Annotated in this window: 8 protein-coding genes; 2 read left to right on the forward strand and 6 right to left on the reverse strand. The window is 66.9% G+C overall.

What is annotated here, in order from left to right:
• Positions 1 to 156 precede the first annotated feature (156 nt).
• The 4 genes from AFR_RS29695 to pglY are packed head-to-tail and all read right to left on the reverse strand — an operon-like array spanning position 157 to position 10,041.
• The gene (locus AFR_RS29695) at positions 157 to 2,283 is read right to left on the reverse strand and encodes a DEAD/DEAH box helicase (RefSeq protein WP_023560513.1); all 2,127 of its coding nucleotides are present in this window, start codon (positions 2,281 to 2,283) and stop codon (positions 157 to 159) included.
• Entirely contained in the window at positions 2,280 to 3,593 is a 1,314-nt protein-coding gene (gene brxD, locus AFR_RS29700; RefSeq protein ID WP_023560514.1) for a BREX system ATP-binding protein BrxD, read from the reverse strand. Before brxD ends, AFR_RS29695 begins: the two co-directional genes overlap by 4 nt.
• Positions 3,590 to 6,316 carry a BREX-2 system phosphatase PglZ gene (pglZ, locus tag AFR_RS29705; RefSeq protein ID WP_023560515.1) on the reverse strand — a complete coding sequence of 909 codons (2,727 nt, stop codon included), beginning with the start codon at positions 6,314 to 6,316 and terminating at the stop codon, positions 3,590 to 3,592. The genes brxD and pglZ overlap by 4 nt, the downstream gene beginning before the upstream one ends.
• On the reverse strand, positions 6,313 to 10,041 hold the full coding sequence (gene pglY / locus AFR_RS29710; RefSeq protein ID WP_023560516.1) for a BREX-2 system ATPase PglY: 3,729 nt from the start codon (positions 10,039 to 10,041) through the stop codon (positions 6,313 to 6,315). Before pglY ends, pglZ begins: the two co-directional genes overlap by 4 nt.
• Positions 10,042 to 10,284: 243 nt before the next feature.
• Here pglY and AFR_RS29715 point away from each other — a divergent pair, with 243 nt between their 5' ends.
• Both AFR_RS29715 and AFR_RS29720 read left to right on the forward strand, forming a co-directional pair.
• A complete protein-coding gene (locus AFR_RS29715; protein ID WP_023560517.1) occupies positions 10,285 to 12,273 on the forward strand; it encodes a DUF262 domain-containing protein in 1,989 nt (662 codons plus the stop codon).
• A 24-nt stretch (positions 12,274 to 12,297) separates the two neighbouring features.
• Entirely contained in the window at positions 12,298 to 13,461 is a 1,164-nt protein-coding gene (locus AFR_RS29720) for a restriction endonuclease (protein WP_148308101.1), read from the forward strand.
• Positions 13,462 to 13,507: 46 nt separating this feature from the next.
• On the opposite strand, the gene pglX is transcribed toward AFR_RS29720, so the two are convergent.
• Positions 13,508 to 17,089 (reverse strand): BREX-2 system adenine-specific DNA-methyltransferase PglX, encoded by a 3,582-nt coding sequence (pglX, locus tag AFR_RS29725; RefSeq protein WP_023560519.1) that lies wholly within the window; start codon positions 17,087 to 17,089, stop codon positions 13,508 to 13,510.
• A 112-nt stretch (positions 17,090 to 17,201) separates the two neighbouring features.
• On the reverse strand, positions 17,202 to 17,858 hold the full coding sequence (locus AFR_RS29730; RefSeq protein WP_023560520.1) for a hypothetical protein: 657 nt from the start codon (positions 17,856 to 17,858) through the stop codon (positions 17,202 to 17,204).
• Positions 17,859 to 17,863: the final 5 nt, after the last annotated feature.

The following is a 17,863-nucleotide window of genomic DNA, read 5'->3' on the forward strand; positions in this document are numbered from 1 at the left end:
CCCGGGCCCCTGCCCGGATCCCCTATGCGTGGGTAGAAACGATCTGAGCTGAGGCAAGCCGAGTCAAGTGACCAGACCTCACGCCGATACCTCAATCCAGAGTGACTAAGCCATAGCAACTCTTCGACATCAGGGCAGCCGTAAAGTAACCTGCTGCTACACCTGCACAAAGCGTGCCGGCTGCCGCAGAACTGCGGCCGCGCCGTCAAGATCAGCGAGCCGGGCGGCCAACGTCGCCATCGCGAGCCGCTCCGGTAGTGCCTGGCTGAACTTGAGCCCGTCGAGTGCCTTCTTGCTGATCTCGGGGAGGCAGAGTCGCTGCCCTGCATCGGCGATGAGGGTCCGCCATTCTCCGGGCGTGACGTTTTCCCGGAGCCTGATGTGCCGGTCATCGAAGCGTTGGATCGGGTCGACGACCTCCGTGAGGGTGGTGGCGAGTGTGGCGTTCGCGCGGAAGCCTGCCCAAGTCCACCATCTAAGGTCGTCACCGCGGTTGTCGCGCAGGATGACGCTGCCGCCTGGGTGTACCAGCGACGATGCTTTCTCACGCACCTGAGCAAGGCGGTCGATGGCTCGCCGGGTGAGGTTCACTGGCGGATCAGCGCCGAGGAGCACCTCGCGCATAGCGCGGCTCAACTCGAAGCCAAGTCCGGACCAACCACCGGCTCCCGTTGACCAGCGGGCCTTACCGCCGCCGTCGGCGGGTTCGACGAAGCAGCGCCGGCGTCGCCAGTCGATGTAGGTGACTCGCCAGCTGCGTCCGTTGAGCAGGAGCCGACGATCGCCCTTGACCTCTTCGGTGAGCAGAGCCGGGTCGACTCGCCCCAGTTCGTCGCGGCCGACGAGCACAGTGAATTCGGGTGCGCCGGTGAAGACGGCGGTCATGCCCATGAAGTGCCGATGCCCGAAGCGCCGTTCGGCTTCGGGTCCGATGAACAGCATGCCGCTGTCGCTGTCGAGGTAGCCCTGCTCGATCAGGTAGCGCAGGATCGGGTCGGAGCTTCGGTCGAACGGGGCGAGCCCGTTCCACCACTGCGACCAGGTCTGGTCGCCCACCCGGTGCTCCTGCAGACAGAGAGCGAGTATCTGTTGGGCGGCGATGTGCCGAGGCTCGGGCGGCGCAACCACGGGTTCCACCCAACCACGGCCCCAGAGCAGCAGCAGGGCGGCGGCTTCGAGTAGGGAGTCGCCGTCACGGGCGAGGAAGAGGCAGTTACGGGTGATGCCGGGCCGTCGACCGGTGCGCCCGAGTCGTTGGAGGAACGATGCCACCGTCGCGGGCGTGTCGATCTGAATGACCCGGTCGAGGTCGCCGACGTCGATACCGAGTTCCAGGGTGCTGGTGGAGACGATCACGCAGTCGCGAGCTTCGGCGAACGCTTCCTCCGAGCGGCGCCGTTCATCGGCGGAGAGCGAAGCGTGCGACAGGAAGGTAGTGATGCCTCGGCCTCGCAGGAGACTGCCAAGTTCTTCAACCGCCTGCCGGGACTCGCAGAAGACCAGGCGCTTCTCACCAGCATGGAGAGCAGCGAGGACCTTGGCAGCGTTGTGGAGGGAGCCGACGTAGTCGAGCTCGATCTCTCCGGGCGGCACGGAGGAGGCAGATTTCCCCGGTACGGAGACAGGAGCATCCGGCGCGACGACACGCGCCGGGCGGGTGCCCGCGCCTGAGCCCTGCAACCAGGTCAGGAGCTGGCTCGGATTGCCCACGGTCGCCGACAAACCGACCCGCTGGACCGGTCGGCCGATCAGGTGGGTGAGTCGTTCCAGTACGGCCAAGAGGTGCCAGCCTCGGTCGTCGCCGGCGAAGGCATGGACCTCGTCCACCACCACGGCCCGCAGACCAGCGAGGAACGCCCGATGGTCGACGTTCTGGCTAACCAGCATCGATTCCAAAGATTCCGGCGTGGTCAGCAGCAGGTCCGGGCGGGCGGCCAGGATTGCCCGCCGCCGGGACGCGGTCACGTCGCCGTGCCAGAGGGCGGCCTTCCGGCCGAGCCAGTCGGCATACCTCTCCAGTCGGGGATGGAGGTTGTTGAGCAGGGCCTTCAGCGGGCAGAGGTAGAGCACAGACGTACCGGACCAGCCCTCAGCGGTCATCCGGGACAGCAGCGGAAAGGCCGCCGCTTCGGTTTTGCCGCCCGCGGTGGGCGCCAGCAGTAGGGCGTCTTCGCCGGCCAGTAGGGGCTCAACCGCGTCTTCCTGTAGTGGACGAAGGCCGGGCCACTGCAGGGAGTTGACGATGTGGTGCAGCAGGACAGGGTGCAACAGGTCGGCGGTCACAGGTCGAGAGCGATCTCGTCAGCGCTGGCGGCATTGCGTTCTACGTCGGTCATCTCGGCGGTCGACATCGTGGGCGCGTAGTGCTGGCGGGGATCGAAGTCGGGGAACTGGTCGACCCGGTCGAGAACGTCACTGACCAGTTTCTTCAGGTAGAGGCGAGGCACGATGCCGACCTTGCCACCCAATCCGCCGGCAACCGCGCGGGCCAACTTATCGAGGTACGCGTCATCGACGAGATCGCGGACCCGTTCGGCGGCGGACGATCCGTCGGCGTACAGGTCGCGGACCCGGCCGCCCAGCTCGACCAGCGAATCGACGGTGAAGCCCGGCAGCCGGATCTGCACAGCACGCGGGTTGTCGAACCGCGGGTCCGTGTCGAAGTCGACGGCGAGCCGCTGTGCCAATGGCGCGAGGCGCTGCACCCCCTGCTGCCCGTCGTAGAACGCGGGCGTGCCAGTAATGATCAAATACAGTCCAGGGAAGCGGCCGGAATACACCTCGTCGATCAGTTGTCGCAGCGCGTTGAGAGCCTTGTCCCGGGCGTCGGAGCGGACTCGTTGCAGCGTCTCGACCTCGTCGAGCACGAGCAGCAGGCCGGGATGGCCGCTGTCGCGCAGCACGGCGAGCAGTCCCTGGAGGAAGCTAAGGGCGGCGAAATGATCAAGATTGCCTTTGACGCCGGCCACTCGTCTCGCGGCTGCTGCGACGTGTGGTTGGCCGCCCAGCCAGGCCAGCACAGCATCAGCGGTCGCGGCGTCGCCGGACAGGCCAGCGGTGCGGTAGCCGCGTAGGGCGGCGGCGAAGGCCGGTGCGCTTCGGCTGACTTCGGCAAGTCGCTGATCCAGTAGGACACCCACCGCACGGTCGAGAACCGCCGCGTCGTCGGAGTCGACCTTTCCGGCGGCCAGCACGTCCTCTTCGAGGGCGTAGAACCAGCCGTCGACGACCGGGCGCAGCGCGCTGGGCGGAAAGGTCGTGGTGGTGAGCCGCTCGGTGAGCCTGCGGTAGACCGTCTCCAGCCGGTGAAGCGGAGTCTCGTTCTCAGAGATCTGCACCTCGGCTGTGGCCAGGTTGGCGCGCTTGGCCCGTTCGGCGATCCACCGTACGAAGAAGGTCTTGCCGGAGCCGTATTCGCCGCGGACGGCTTTGAAGACCGAGCCGCTGGCAGCGACCGCGTCGAGGTCTTCGTCGATGGCCCGGTGGAACCGGTCGAGACCGACAGCGAGCAGGTCGAGGCCCGCCGAGGGTACGGCGCCACGCCGCAACGCATCGATGACCTCTCGGCGCCGCAGCGGGCTGACGCCGCTCACGACGTTTCTCCGGAAAGCCGGAACTGCTCACGCAGCAGGCGGATGTCCAGTCGCACGGTGCGCCCGCCGTCGATGAGGGTCAGCACGGGATAGTTGTCCACGTTGAAGATGCGCTGCAGCGTGCTGACGAATCCGGTCGCCCGGGCAGGGATTTCGCCGGCGCGTTCGGCGAGGACAGCAGCCGGAAGCACGCCCTTGGCCTCCACGAGCGCACGCAATGCTGCCTCGACCTTCTTAATGTCGAGACGACGGGGCGTCAGCGCATGCTGGGCAGCGAACAGCTCACTTTCCTTCAGTTCGTCGACGAGGTCAGCGCGGTCGTCCCGCGTGGTGGGTGCTGCCGAGGGCTCGGGAATATCGAACAACGTCTCGCCGGCCGCGACGGTGGGCCGCCGGCGTGACTTGGGAGCGGGCGACGGCAGCTCAGCGGCCGTCGCGGTCGGCGCGGACTGCGACTGCCACCACTGCGGCCTGCGCACCTCGACGGCGGACCAACCGGCCGGTACATCAGTCACGTGAGGTAGCAGGAAAGCCAACAGCGGAATCGTGACCTCGGCCAGTGAGGCACCGCCGTGGTAACCGGCCTTGCTGGACTGGTAGCGCAGCAGCGGATCCCACAAGGCGATGATCCGATTGTCCGGGGCGACGACCCTGGGACCGGACAACTCGACCTCGCCCGACTCGGCTGGCCCCGCGCCCGTCCGATGCCGGGCGGAGGCAACATCTGCCGCCCGTACCTTCTCGCCGCCGCGTTCCAGCACGTGCCCGTGGTCGCTGGTGATGATGACGGCCCGGCCCGACGAGCGGGCGAGATCCAGCAGGCTACGCAGGAAGCCGATGTCGCCGAGCTGCCATCCGGCTTCGCTGCCTTCCCGCCCCTGGGCGAGCGACTCGTCGACCGTATTGATCACTACAGCGACCAGGGAACCCGAGTCGGCCACCGCGTCGGCCAGCTCACCGGCGAACATCTCGCCGGCTCCACCACGTGCCGGGCCCTTGTGGAAGATCTTGGCATCCTTGCCCCACCGGCCACCCGCGAAGAAACGCTTCTCGTTGTCCTGAGTGCCGCTGCGCAGCGCGCCGGCGAACAGTGACGTCCGGGAAACCGCGGTCAGCGTGGGAAGAGCCGCCACGACGCCGCGCCGCCGGCCGGCTTCCGAGCCTGCGAGCGGGTCGTACTCGACCCAGTGCTGCGACAACTCGTTGGCAAGTTGGATGGCGACGGCTGCGCTCATGCCGTCGAGCACCACGAGCAGGACCCGACGATCGGTCCGGAGAAGCGGTTCCACGACCCGCGGAAGCAGGTTCTCGACCGTGAGCAGGCCGCCGTCGTTGCCGGGACCCGCGGTGGCCCAGGCCTGCAGCCTGCCCGCGAACGCTTCGTCCAAGGCCCGCCGCCGTTCTTGGGCCCGTCCGTAGATCTCCCGGAACGCAGCCTGCAGCTCGGGGTGTGCGTCGTCGCCGGCCCAGACATGATCGATCGCCACATCCACCCAGCCCCAGTCGGCGATCTGCCGGTCCACGCCGTCGGCCACGCTGGCGGGAGGCTGGACGTCTCCATTGAGCCAGCGCACAAGTCGCTGCGCCATCTCGATCCGGCGGACCCGCTCCAATTCCGACGCGGCTAGTTCGTGTTCGGTCAGGCTACGGACAGCGGCGTCGAGCGCCTGCTCCGCAGGATTGCGCATCGCTGCCAGCAACGCGTTTGCCGCAGCTCCGATCCGCCGGGTGAATCCGGTACGCAGGATGGGGCTGTCAGCGGCGCTGGAGACCGCGCCGAATTGGATGAGGAGTTCTTCGGCCCGGTCCAGCACGGCGTGTCCATGCCGCCGGGCCTCCGGCTCCGACAGCATTCCGTGGACCACCTGTACGACGGCGTCGGCGAAACCGATGATGGTCGTGTCATCGTCCAGCTTGCCGAAGTACTGGTCGATGCGTCCCCGTGCGCGAATGGCATCGGTATCGCTGGTGCGCCAGACCGCGTGACAGACGAGGCCGAGGGGCAGGGCTTCATCGCCATGTCCGGCGGCGACGAGTGCAAAGAGCGCCCGTGCTGGACTTCCATACTGGCTGGTGAGCCATTTTGTGAGGCCGTCGCGTTCCGCCGCACGCAGGAGCCCGAAAGCCTCAACTGCCCCGGGTTCGGCACTCCACCGCAACAGCGCCTCGACGTCGAGATCATCGGGACCGCCGCCACGCCGGTCCAGACCGAGACGTACGGCAGCGAGGTGTCGTAGTGCGACGTCGCGGGTCAGCACCGGCGTCGCGAGTTTCGGCCAGCCAGCGGGCGGCATCGCGTCGACGAGTGCTTCTCCGGCCCACGCCTCTTGTTCCAGTGCGCTGTCGGGTTGCCGGGCGCCGAACGCGTCGACGACAAGGTCCCACGGTTCCACAGCGATGACCCGGTGACGGAAAACGCGGCTTCGGACGCCGTCCCCCAGAGCGGACTCGGCGAGGTCGGCGAGCAGGACCAGCACCTCGTCGGGCCGGTCGGCGACCAGTTGGTCCCAGATCGCCAGCGGCGACTCGCAAGCAACGACGTGGGCGGTACGCCCGTCCGGCAGCAGGATGATCGGGTCGTGTGGCCAGACCGGTTCCGCCCTGAGCAGCATCACTGGGTGCGCGCTGCCGTTGCGATGCCGCTCAAGCTGCTGCGCAACCTTCTGCCGGAGGGCGACCGGGCTGATCCGCAGCGCCCGAGCGGGCACGGAAGCCTGAGTCACGGCACGATTCTCCAGGTCACTTCGATGGTGCCGGCGCTGTGCTCGGCGGCGAAGGCACGCACCTGTTCTACCGCTTGATCCACGTCAACTGCCGGCACCATGACACCCCCGGCGGACGCAGCGCCACCGCCACCGCCCGGCCGGGGTGGCTGGATGACAGGCGGCAACGGCGGAGGCGCAGGCGGTTTGCGGGTCGCTCGGCGCAACAGGTCGGTGGCTGCGCTCCGAGCGCGCTGCAGGACAGGTGCCAGCGGGATGGTCAGTTCATCGGCTCGCGCAGCGGCGCGTATCTCCGAGATGATCACCGTGGCCTCGCTGGCGTGCGGACCTGGCAGGCCCGCGATGATCTCGAAGGTGTCCCAGGGGGCGCTGGCCAACGCGGCGGCGACCTGGGCCGCGCTCTTGACGCTGCGGCCGGTGCGGTCCGCAGGACCGCCGAGGTCGGCGCGGGCCAGACGTTCGATGACCTCCACAGCGGGCAGCCGCTCTTCCAACGCGGCGAGCAGGTCAGCTGCAGCACGTGCGGTTGCCAGTCGTCCGGGGCCGGCGTTCAGGTCGATTTCAAGCCACTTCGCGTGCTGTTCCAGATGCGCGATGAGATCGACCGCGGCGGCCCGGTGCTGGGTGGCCTGCCGGGCGAGGTCCCGCCCGAAGATCGTCATCAGCCGGCCCCGCCGCAGCGCGAGCGAGCGGAAGCCAAAAATCGCGGCGGCGCGGCTCTGCGCCAGCTCCCACTCCTCCGGACTGGGTAGCCGCTGTTCCCGGAGTGTGTAGTCGGCATTGATGCGTCCTGGCTCGGGTGGCGGCGTCACCTCGCCGCCGTGCAAAAAGAACGCCCGGTCGCCCTGCTCGGCGAAGGTCGCCACGACGAGCTGGGCCACGATCGGATCGAGCCCGCGCGGGTTCGGGTCGTCGATCCAAGGCAGCAGGTCACCGACGCGGATCTCGCCCTGGATGCCCTCGCTGGCGGCCTTCTGCTGAAAGTGCTGAGACCAGCGTCCCTCGATGACGAATGCCGCTTCGTGCATGGTGCCGAGTTCGAGGGGGTTGGCGATGCGGCGCATGACCTGCCGGTGCGGGCGGTCCACCTCGGCGCGGCCCTCCGACGATTCGACGGCCCGGCGGACGTAGTCGAGGACGATCTTGACGTCGGTCGCCTTGATCAGGTCACCCTTACGATCAGGGTCGAAGTCGGGGTGAGCCGGGTACTGCTGGGTGAGCATCTGGTCGCCGAGGCTGCGCAGCGCGTCGGCGAACGCCGCACCGATCGGGAGCCTCGGTTCCAGGACCCGGGTAAGCGAATGCAGATGATCGTCGAACCCGAGCCGGACGTCCGCCGGCTGCTTACCCGCCAGGCCATACGCCTGGCGCAACACGTTCTGCATCTTGGTGAGCAGCGCGCTGCGCTGGTTGGTGAGGGCGGCGTGGGCGCGGCGCCGATCGTCAGGGTTGAGGTGCTCGGCATGACTGTCGAAACGCTGACCTTCGAGCAGCTTGTCGATGATCACAAGCTTGCCGAGTTCGTTGAGGCGCTCCACGGTGAGCGCGGCCGGGATCCAGCACACCGTACGGGAGGTCATCCGGCTGAGCAGGCCCTGCACCCGCTGCCGATCGTCGGCCGGGCCGTGGCTGCCGTCATCGAACGGGTAGTCGACGATGATCCGCCAGTTGTCAGGGTTGTCCGGGTGGAACGACTCGTCGCGAATGTCGTTCGGGTCGCGCACGTTGCCGTAGACCAGCTCGATGGTGCGCCGGCTGCCCCGCCAGGTGAGGCCGGCCTCGGCGAAGAAGGAGTCGGTCCACGGCACGCCAAACTGCTGCCACAGCAGTCGCTGGACGATGTGCTTGCGGGCGCCGTCGTTGTCGTAGTGCTTCGCGGTGGACAGCACACTGCCCACGTCGACGCCGACCAACTCGAGCGAGACGACGGGATCGTCTCCCTCGCCGATCCGGACCTCCGGGAACTCGCCGGCCCAGTCGCCTAGCTTTCGAGCGACCTGCGCGACCTCGCCACCGGGAATGGGGCTGGTGATGCTGCCGTGGTTGAGGGCCGACAGTCGGCGGGCAGTGAGGTTCCGCAGTGCCGGCACGCTGGGCGCCAGCGAGGCCAGGAGGAGCGTCTTGATCAGCCGGTCGTCGCCGGTGAACGCACGCACCCGCCCGGTCACCTCGGGTGGCTGGACCGCGCCGCGGCGGGCCGCGTCCAGGTCGTCGTCGGTCAGGCCGTACTGGCCGAGCAGATGCGGGCGCATCTTGAGGGCGTACAGCTTCTGAGCCATCTCGAACTCGGCCTTGAGCTTCTCGGTGAACGGCTGGTCACCTCCACTGCTGATCACGTCGTAGAGGTCGCCGATTGGCACCAGCTGGCCGAGGCGCAGCGTGTCGCGGCGGTCAACCAGCAGCTGGCGCATCAGCTTCAGGGCGGTGCGGGACCGCTGCAACGCACTGGAGACATGCACCAGGGTGGAGAGGAAGGCCGGGCTGAACGGGTACGTCGACCGGAAGGCGTCGATGTCGGCACCGCTAGCCGCGTCGGTGCCGAGCAGAGTGTCGAAGACCTCCCGGCGCACCTTGGTGGTGGCGTCGAACGCGCGGGAGATTGCGGCGGCGGCCTCGTCGTCGCGGGGCTTGAGGATGCGCCGGCGGGCGATCTCCGGCAGGTTCCGGTCTTCCAGCTTGATCGTGTCGAAGCGGCCACTTGCCAGGTTGAGGGTGTCCTGATAGGTCAGCTCGTTTGCGCCGGTGACCTCCTCGCCGACGAGTTCCCGCAGGTCACGCTGCCGAGCGATGAAGCTGACCACCGGGATAGGCCGGCGGGTGTCGCCACCCTCGACGAAGTTGGTGATCTTCTGGATCTCCCGGGAGACGAACTGCTGGTCACCGATCGAGTTCGCCAGCCACAGGATCAGCTCGTCCAGGAACAGGATCAGCCCGTCGTACCCGAGTTCCTTGGCGTGCCGGCTGATCTCGGTCAGGCCGCGGTCCAGCGAGATGAACGCCTCGGCGTCCTCTCGGGCGTTGCTGAAGAAGCCCTTGTTCCAGGTCGTCAGCAGATCGTTGACCAGCTTGCGCCGCAGGCTGTCGGAGTACGCCCCGACGAACGCCTGGTCCAGCCGCTCACCGGTCCAGAATTTTTCGCTCTCGCCCCACTCGTCCTCGTCGTCACCGCCCGGCAGTCCGTCGATGAACTGCGGGTCGCCGATCCGCCCACGCAGGTCAGCGGCCTGTTCCAGCAGTGCGTCGGTGCGGTGCACGGCCGGAATGGGCGCCTCCGGGTGCAGCGCCCGGACCCGGTCCACATAACCGCCGAGCACCCGCTGCTCCAGGGAACGGGCGTCCAGCAGGTGGTACGGCACCAGCAGGAACCGCCGCCCGTCGAGCCACATGCTGTGCTTCGCCAGCAGCGGAGCGAACTCGTCCCGGCTGCGGGCTGCCTGCTCGCCCCGCAGCAGCGCGTGCAGCACCGCCATAAAGTGCGACTTGCCGGAACCGAACGAGCCGTGCAGATAGGCGGCTTTGGAGGCGTGACCTTCGACCGCGGAGCGGATAAGCCCGAGTGCCTCGTCGAAGTTGCCCAGCAGCTGCTCGGTGACCACGTACTCCTTGAGCGTGGCATCGACGTCGGAGACGCTGTCGGCAAGGTGGAGCACGAAGTCGCTGGTACTTGTGCGCTCCGGAATCTCGATGACCTCACGGAGCAGCGGCATGACGCTGGGCTGTGACATGCCGCTTACCGTACCGAGCTCGAAGGCTCAGGATCGGTTCGGGCGCGCAACGCGCACACCAGACGTCGCTCGGCCGCCACAAAGCGTCCATACCCGCCGGGTTAACGGGTTGGAGGCATGGTCGACCCGATTTCGGGGTGGACAGGATATTACCGGCCAGGTAGACATCAGTCGGGTTCGCGTTTGTAGATCTGGACCGGCCCAGTTGGCATTTCCAGACCGTCGCGACGAAGAGGCTGCCTCATGCACGTCGACCGGATCGAGCGATCCATCGGCAAACTGATCGACGAGATCTCGGACGCCGAGATCCTGCTCCCCGAGATCCAGCGGGAGTATGTCTGGAAGCCGACCCAGGTCGCCAAGCTGATGGACTCCATCTATCGCGGCTACCCCTTCGGCTCGCTGCTGTTCTGGGAGACCGACGAGGCCCCGGAGACCCGGGCGATGTCCGTCAACGGTGCCGGTGCGGAGCCCACGAAGCCGCCGCTGTTCCTGCTCGATGGCCAGCAGCGCCTGACCTCGCTGCACCGGGTTTTCACCGACCACCCCGATGCGCAGGTCGTCTTCCACGTCGAGAACCAGAAGTTCCAGAATCAGAGCGCCGCGACCGGACGCGACCCCAAGTGGGTCAAGGTGTCCGACGTGCTGAACCCGAAGGCCAGCATGCTGCGCCTGACGCAGCGACTGCTGGACGCCTGCTCCGCGCTCGCCGACCACGAGATCGAAGAACGACTGAGCAAGATCAAGGCACTGCGTGACCGGCGCTTCGTCATGGAGGTCCTGAAGGGCTTCCCGTACGAAGAGGTGGCCGAGATTTTCGTCCGGGTTAACAGCGGTGGCCGCCGTCTCGGCACCCTCGACCTGGCCATGGCCACCCTGTCGACCCGGTGGAAGGGAGTGCTGACGCAGCTACAGAGCGAGTCCGAGCACTGGCTACGCGAGGGGTACGGCGGCATCGACGTCAACTTCCTGTCCCGCGCTCTGGCCGGCGTCGTCCTCGGCCGCGGCCTTTCGATCTGGTCGCACAGCAAACTCCGCCAGACCCGCGACGATGAGCTTGAACGCGGGTGGAAGGTGGTCCAGCGCGGGCTCCGGCGGCTGATCCCGCTGTTGCAGAGCCGTCTCGGGTTGACCCGCTCGGACCCGCTGCCCTCGATGATCGTGCTTATCCCGCTGGTTGTCCTGCTCGGCGAGCGCAGCGGCGACGACCTGGATCAGGACACTTCCAACGGCGTCGTCTACTGGCTGCTGCTGGCCACCATCCGCACCCGCTACAGTGGTTCCACCGATACCCGGCTGAGCCAGGACATCCGTGCGGTCCGCCAAGACGACCCGATCCGATCCCTGCTCGAAGGTCTCGACATCGACACCTCCCGGGCCGAGGTGACCGAGCGCGCCCTGCGCGGCCGGACGAAGGAGAGCCCCTACTTCTTCCTGAGCCTGCTGGTGTCACTGGCAAACGGCGCACGCGACTGGTGGTCGGGCGCCGAACTGCTGCCGCCAACCGACGAGCTGCCCAAGCTCGAACACCACCACGTTCACCCGCCTGCCACGCTGGACTCGACGCGGTTCGACAAGGCGATGGTGAACGATCTCGCAAACCTCGTCTTCATCTCCACGCAGGCGAGTAAGCGGATCAGCGGGCGCAGCCCCCGGGAATACTTCGCATCGCTGAGCGAGGCCGACCTGCGCGCACACCTGATCCCGCTGGACGATGCGCTGCACGACACCGAGAACTACGCGCGGTTCCTCAACGCTCGCCGCGCGCTGCTGGCTGAGGCGATGAACGCGCTGCTGGAACGCTTCCGCCCGAGCTTCCTCGACGAGGGGCCGGCGGAAAATGCCGACCCGAGCGCCGGGCTCGCCCTGGACCTCGCGCTCTACGGCACATTGCGCGACGGTGGCCGGATCGGCTTCTCCGCCTCCGGCGAAGGCATCTCCTGGGCCGGCTGGGCCGCCATGGCGGAGCTCGACAGCGCCATCGAGTCGGCCCGGGTCGCCGGCCTGGACAGCGACGTGACGATCGCCGGCGAGTCCATGCCCGTCGAAATGATCGAGGAGTCGCTGCAGGTGCCGATCGGGCCGTTCCTGGTCACCGGCACCCCGGAGGAATGGCGGGCGGTGTTCGACCGCGAACTGGAGACCGCACGGCCTCTGTCCGCTTTCCCCACGATGGAGACGAAGCAGTGGCACGGCGAGGTCACCAAGTTCCCCGTTACCAGCACTGACTGACACCGCGGCCACGGAGGACAACAAGTGACGACAGCATGGGTCGTGCGGGCCGGTCGCGACGACAGCTACGACGAACTCGCCCTGGAACGGGAACTGATCGCGCTCGGCTGGTCCGCAGCCGGCGACCTGACAACGGTCACCACCCAGGCCGAGACCCGCGAGCGGGTGCAGGCGGCCTACCCGGACGTCGACCGGCGCACCGTGGACAATTACACGATCCAGTTGATCGCGTTCCGCTCGAAGATGGCCGTCGGGGACATCGTGCTCTTCCTCCGGCGCACCAGCCCGGACGTGGCTGTCGGCCGGCTGACCGGGGACTACCGCTACCGGACCGACCTGCCCGCGGGCATCCGGCACACCCGCCCGGTGCAGTGGGCCCGCACCGACGTACCACGAGCCTCCCTGGAGGCCGAGGTACGCGCGTTGCCGTCGCTGACCACCGTCTACCGGATCACCCAGGCGGAGAGCATCGCCCGGCTGGAACAGCTGCTCGCCGCACGCAAGCCGCTGCCGTCGCCACCCGAGCCGCCCGTCGCGGCCGACGGTTCCGCGCCATTCACCGGCCTGCAGCGCAACCTCAGCTACGCACGCAGCCTGGCCACCGCGGGACAGCACCTGGATCAGCTCAAGGTCGGATCCTTCGAGGTCTCCGACGTCTACCGGGCGGCCTGGGTGCAGAGCGTCGCCGCCCTCGACCATTGGGTACGCCAAGAGATCCGCTGCCGGATGCTCGCCCTGGCAGCCCAGCCAGCGACACCGAAACCGCGCGCCTTCTCGGCCTTCGAGATGCCGCTCGGCCTGGTCGAGCAGGTGCAGGCCGGCGAGAAGACCCTGGTCGACGCCCTCGACCAGCGGCTGCGCGAGCAGGGTCATCTCGTCTACCAGAACCCTGACAAGATCCGCGAAGGTTTTGCGCTTGTCCACGACACGAAGGAATTCTGGAACCGGGTCGCGCTCGTCCTGACCCGGCAGAGCGACGACGGTGTCGCCTTCACCGGCAAACAAGTCCAGTTGGAGCTGCGCCAGCTCGTGCAACGACGACACAAGATCGCCCACGAGTACGACGAGGACCCGGACGACGCCACCCACAAACGCCCGATCGACGGTGCGACCGCCACCCAGGCTATCGACTACATCGAACAGGTGGCGGCGGCGATCCTGATCGTCCTAGATTCACCGGCCGTCTGACCCAACCGGCGGGCCGGACCACCGTTCGGCCCGCCGGTCACGCTGCTCAGGCTCGGGCACGCCGCCCGCGGGTAGCTTTCAGCGGGCGCCAGGAGGTCAGCGCCTCGTCGGTGAGGTGCAGCCGCCCGGCGGTCTCGGACAGGAAACCGGTGTAGGTGTCGGCCGGGGACTCACCCCAGGTGGGATCGAACTCGCCGTGCCACTGCCGCACCCACGGCAGCACCTCCCGCAACCCGGCTACCAGGGGTGTAAGCCGGTCGCCGGCCCAGCCGTCCTCCTGCTCGCGGGCCACGATCAGGGTGGCCAGGGTCTGCGCCTGCTCCCGATGGCCCCAGCCGGCCCAGCCGATCAGTAGCGACGGGTCACCGTCACGCCCGGCCCCCGGATAGGACACGAACCGCTCCTTGGGCACGTCAAGCTTGCCCCGATGCCGCCAGTAACTGGCCTTGAGGAAGTCCGCCGGGGCGTACTTGGGCGGCACCGGGATCTTCTTCCGGAATTCCCGCTTAGCTGCCTCGTCTGGCAGCGTGTCCTCCTGCCGCTGCAGATCCCACACCTGCTCCCAGTCGGCCCGCTTGGCCAGCCCGGAATCCTTGTACCGCAACGCCGCTAGATGCGGCACATGCTCGTCGGCAACCAGGTCCGCGATCACCTTCCCGAGATCCTGCCCCGGCGCATATAGACCGGCCACCGAAAGTATGTCCTCGTCACGCCGCAACTCGTCAGCGAGCTGTGCGGTGGTCAGCGGGCGAGGCTGCTCCAGCCCGTCGACGTGGTGGAACCACAGCTCTCGGGCCTCACATCGGTCCAGCAGCCAGTCCCGCAGCGCCTTGGCCTGCATCGCGTCCCAGCCTTCGGTGGCCCAGCGGCGCTTGCACTCCGGCCGCTCAATCAGCGCGATGTTCCGGTTGCTCTCGATGACTGCGATCCGCTGCTCCACGGCCGCCCGATACTCCGCCGTCCAGTGCCCCGGCAGCTCGGTGTTTGGCGTTGACCCGTGCCGCGCGAACCACTGCGACTCCAGTCCTTCATCGCGCATCTTGCGGGCCAGCACGATCTCGAACGACCGCTCCCCCAACCGCAACTCCGGTACAGAGTCAGCCGGGGCGGTCAACTCGTCCTCCAGCAGCCCGTAAAGCGAGTAGACCTGCCAGTCCAACTCCTCCTGTAACGCGATCATCTGCGCCCGAACCGAATGCCACTCCCGCTCAGCTACAAACATCCGCTCCCTGCTCGGCACCCCAGAAGCCGCAATCTCCGTGGGCCTTACCTCAGCGAGTCGACGCGCAAGACCATCCATCTCCCGGCCCACATCCAGCGGGTATGCCGTCGGCAGCGGAAACTCCTGCAACTTGGTACCAGTGAATTCGTAGAAATCCTCCCAAGGGATTGTGGTCTGGCGCGCTCCGCGGGAGTCCACCGTGCTGCCCTTGTTGTGGCTGACCTGCTTGAGCCAGAAGCAGGCGGTCGAACTGTTGAGGACTCCGAGCAGCCGCAAGTGATCGTCCTCCGACGCCCCGACCGGCAACTTAATCACCGGCGCGTGGCGGTTGAATACGTGGCCGCCGCGATCCAGGTAGACGTGCGGATGGGTGGCGACCGACGCGAAGGACAGTAGATGGTCGGCGACATACCGATCCTTGATCCATCGATACCAGGCCCACCAGGTATCGCCCTTTGAGGTGCCAAAAGCATCTCTTGCTTCAGGACGAAGTATCTGACGCATAGACCAAAAATGCTGACCCCACACGGCCCGCATATCGATGGCTACCACGCTTCCTTGGCCGTCATAGGGTGCAAGCGCCATGGTCTCTGGAACAACACACCAGTCACGAATGAATTCACCGGTCACGAGCGGCTTCGCGAGATCGCCTGCTCCCGCACGCGCACACCAATGGGATGGCAAGAAGTAGGGTTCGTCTGCGCCTGGGAAACTCGCGAATCCGATGAGGCCGTCGAGCGTTACTGACAGCGTAGACGGACTCGCGGACCCGATAGCTTTAAACACCTCGGATGAACCGCCGCCACTCAGGCTCCAGGGATACCTGCTCAGCGCCACTCGGGGAGTGTCGGAGGCCGAAACCCACTCACTTTCCGTTCCAGGATCGGCGACTTGCGACCGAATCGCATGCCAGACCTGGCCCTTACTGGGATCGGGCGGTGCACTGGGCTCACCGCGGATGCCCATAACCGTTCGGATCACACCTGATCGACCACGGTTGGTGTTACGCCCAACCAAGATCACAGTGGGGGTTCCATGTCCAGGGATGTAGGCGCCGGAGGTGTCAATGACATGGGTCAAATCCACATCAAGCGCGAACAGCTTCTCGATCATCTTTTTGCCGAACTCGCGCTTCATGAACGAGTTGGAGGTGATCTGCCCGACGTGGCCGGCGCCCTTGCCTTCTCCGTCGCCCTGCTTCGCGAGTTGGAAGAAGCGCTGCGCGAACGGCACCGATAGGGCGTACTTGCCGGAGCAGGCGTCGTACATCTTGCGGTATGCCTCATTGAGGCCCTTGTCCTTGACCGTGATGTAGGGCGGATTCCCGACCACGACGTGGTAGCTCCCGGCGGTCAAGATGCCCGGGTGTTCGGCGACATCCTCGGTCGCGTAGGCAAAGTCGGTCATCTGATCCCCGCCGAAAAGCGTGCCGGCCCGGTGCTTGATCAGTGAGTCACCGACCGCAAGGTGTATCGGGAAGACGTAGCCGGCCGCGTCGGCAAGCGTCGTGATCTCACTGGCACGCAGCGCCGCCACCAGCAGGCGGAAACGGGCGATGGCGACCGCGAACGGGTTGATGTCGACACCGTGCACTGCGTCGAGCGCTAACTTGACTCGCTCGTGGGCGTCTCGGTTTGGCGCGTGCCGCTCCCACTGCTTGAGTAGCTGGTCGAACGCGCCGAGGACGAAGTGGCCCGACCCGCAAGTGGGGTCAATCATCTTCACCTGGTCGTGTCCGAACTCGTCGATAGCCGGGGTCAGTGTCAAGTCGAGGATGAACTCCTCGACGAACTCCGGGGTCTGCAGCAGGGCGTACGTCTTCTTGGCGTATTCGGAAAGATCTTGATAGAGGTCTCCCAGGAACCGGGTGTCCCACAGTTCGTCGCGGAAGCTGTGCACCAGGCCGCCCTGCTCGCCGCGGCGGCGCCAGAAACCGATCAACCCCTTGGCCGCGTCATGCGAAAGGGGGATCTGGTAGAGCGGGTTGTGCCGCTTGTCGAAGAGCGACTTGCCGGCCTGAGTTCCGCCGATCGCCTCGAAACCCTGGCTCAGCCAATCTCGCAGCGTCTTGTCCGGCTGGTCGCGGAAGAACTGCGCCTCCGCCTCCTCGGCCAGCACCAGCCTGTCCCCCGGCCCGGCCAGGAACGGCTCCTGCAGCAGCCCATTGTCCTCGCAGAAGCGGACGAAGACCGTGCCGAGCACCCACGCCACCGCGGCCTGCGTGACCCGCTCGTCCCGCCACACGACCCAGGTGCCGGAAGTGCGCCCGACCTTGAAGGCACGGTCGTACTCGCCACCCAGCCTCAGGCGCACCTCCTCGACCGACTCGACCTGCTCTCGCAGGTCCTTTTCCAGGGTTTTGACCTGCTTCTGCAGATCGCTCAAGAGCAGTTTGCGGTCGATCACCCAGTGACTTTATCGGGCGCGCCGGCCAGCCAAGAGGAACCTTTGGCCGAGATGTCCACCGTTCGGCGAAAGATGCCGCCCGGCGTGGCGAGCGATGCCAGGCGACCGGGAATCAATCTTGGCGGGTCACACCTTGAGCACGTTGCTCGACAGGCAAGATGAGTTGATGGAAGTCTCCGGCCGGTCCGTTGAGCTCGGAGAAGTCGCGCCAGGCCACCGAATAACTGCCTGCGAGTTCGCGCTGGTTGGCGTCGAAGTAGCTGCCCTCGGTGCCCCAGCGCAACACGTCCTTCAACGCCCGGCCCTCGTCGATGCGGAATTCCTGGTCACGGGCCACCCGACGAGAAACGATCGGTTCCCACAGCCTTCGATCGTTGCTCACCATGATCGCAAAGCCGTTCGTGGCGCGACCAGACGCGCAGAACCTCTCCAGCCGGGCGATGTCGAACACGAAGTTCCGCCGGGCGAGATCGGTGGCCGCATGCCCGCGCAGATGGAATTTCTCTGTGGCCGAATCCGTGCCGTCCCAGCGTGCGGTGAAGTATTTGAACTCCACCGCCGTCCGGCCCTTCGGCCCGAAGCAGAACAAGTCGACGTACTCGCGCTTGTCCTGCCGGACCTCCAGGCGGATGTTTAGCGAAGGCTCCACCTCGTGCAGCACCCAGGCGAAGGCATGCTGGAAGTCGGCTTCCGAGTGGAACACCCGCCGTGCCGAACTCAGGCTTGCCATGACCGCATCGACGTCGACAGCTCCCGCAAGGAGCGGCATCCAGC

Origin of the sequence: Amorphoplanes friuliensis DSM 7358 (assembly GCF_000494755.1) — a bacterium.
Classification (GTDB): Bacteria; Actinomycetota; Actinomycetes; order Mycobacteriales; family Micromonosporaceae; genus Actinoplanes; species Actinoplanes friuliensis.

Excerpts from the sequence above, each read along its gene's own strand:
- AFR_RS29715 (WP_023560517.1), top strand. The coding sequence starts at position 10,285 with ATGCACGTCGACCGGATCGAGCGATCCATCGGCAAACTGATCGACGAG.
- AFR_RS29730 (WP_023560520.1), bottom strand. The coding sequence starts at position 17,858 with ATGCCGCTCCTTGCGGGAGCTGTCGACGTCGATGCGGTCATGGCAAGC.
- pglY (WP_023560516.1), bottom strand. The coding sequence starts at position 10,041 with ATGTCACAGCCCAGCGTCATGCCGCTGCTCCGTGAGGTCATCGAGATT.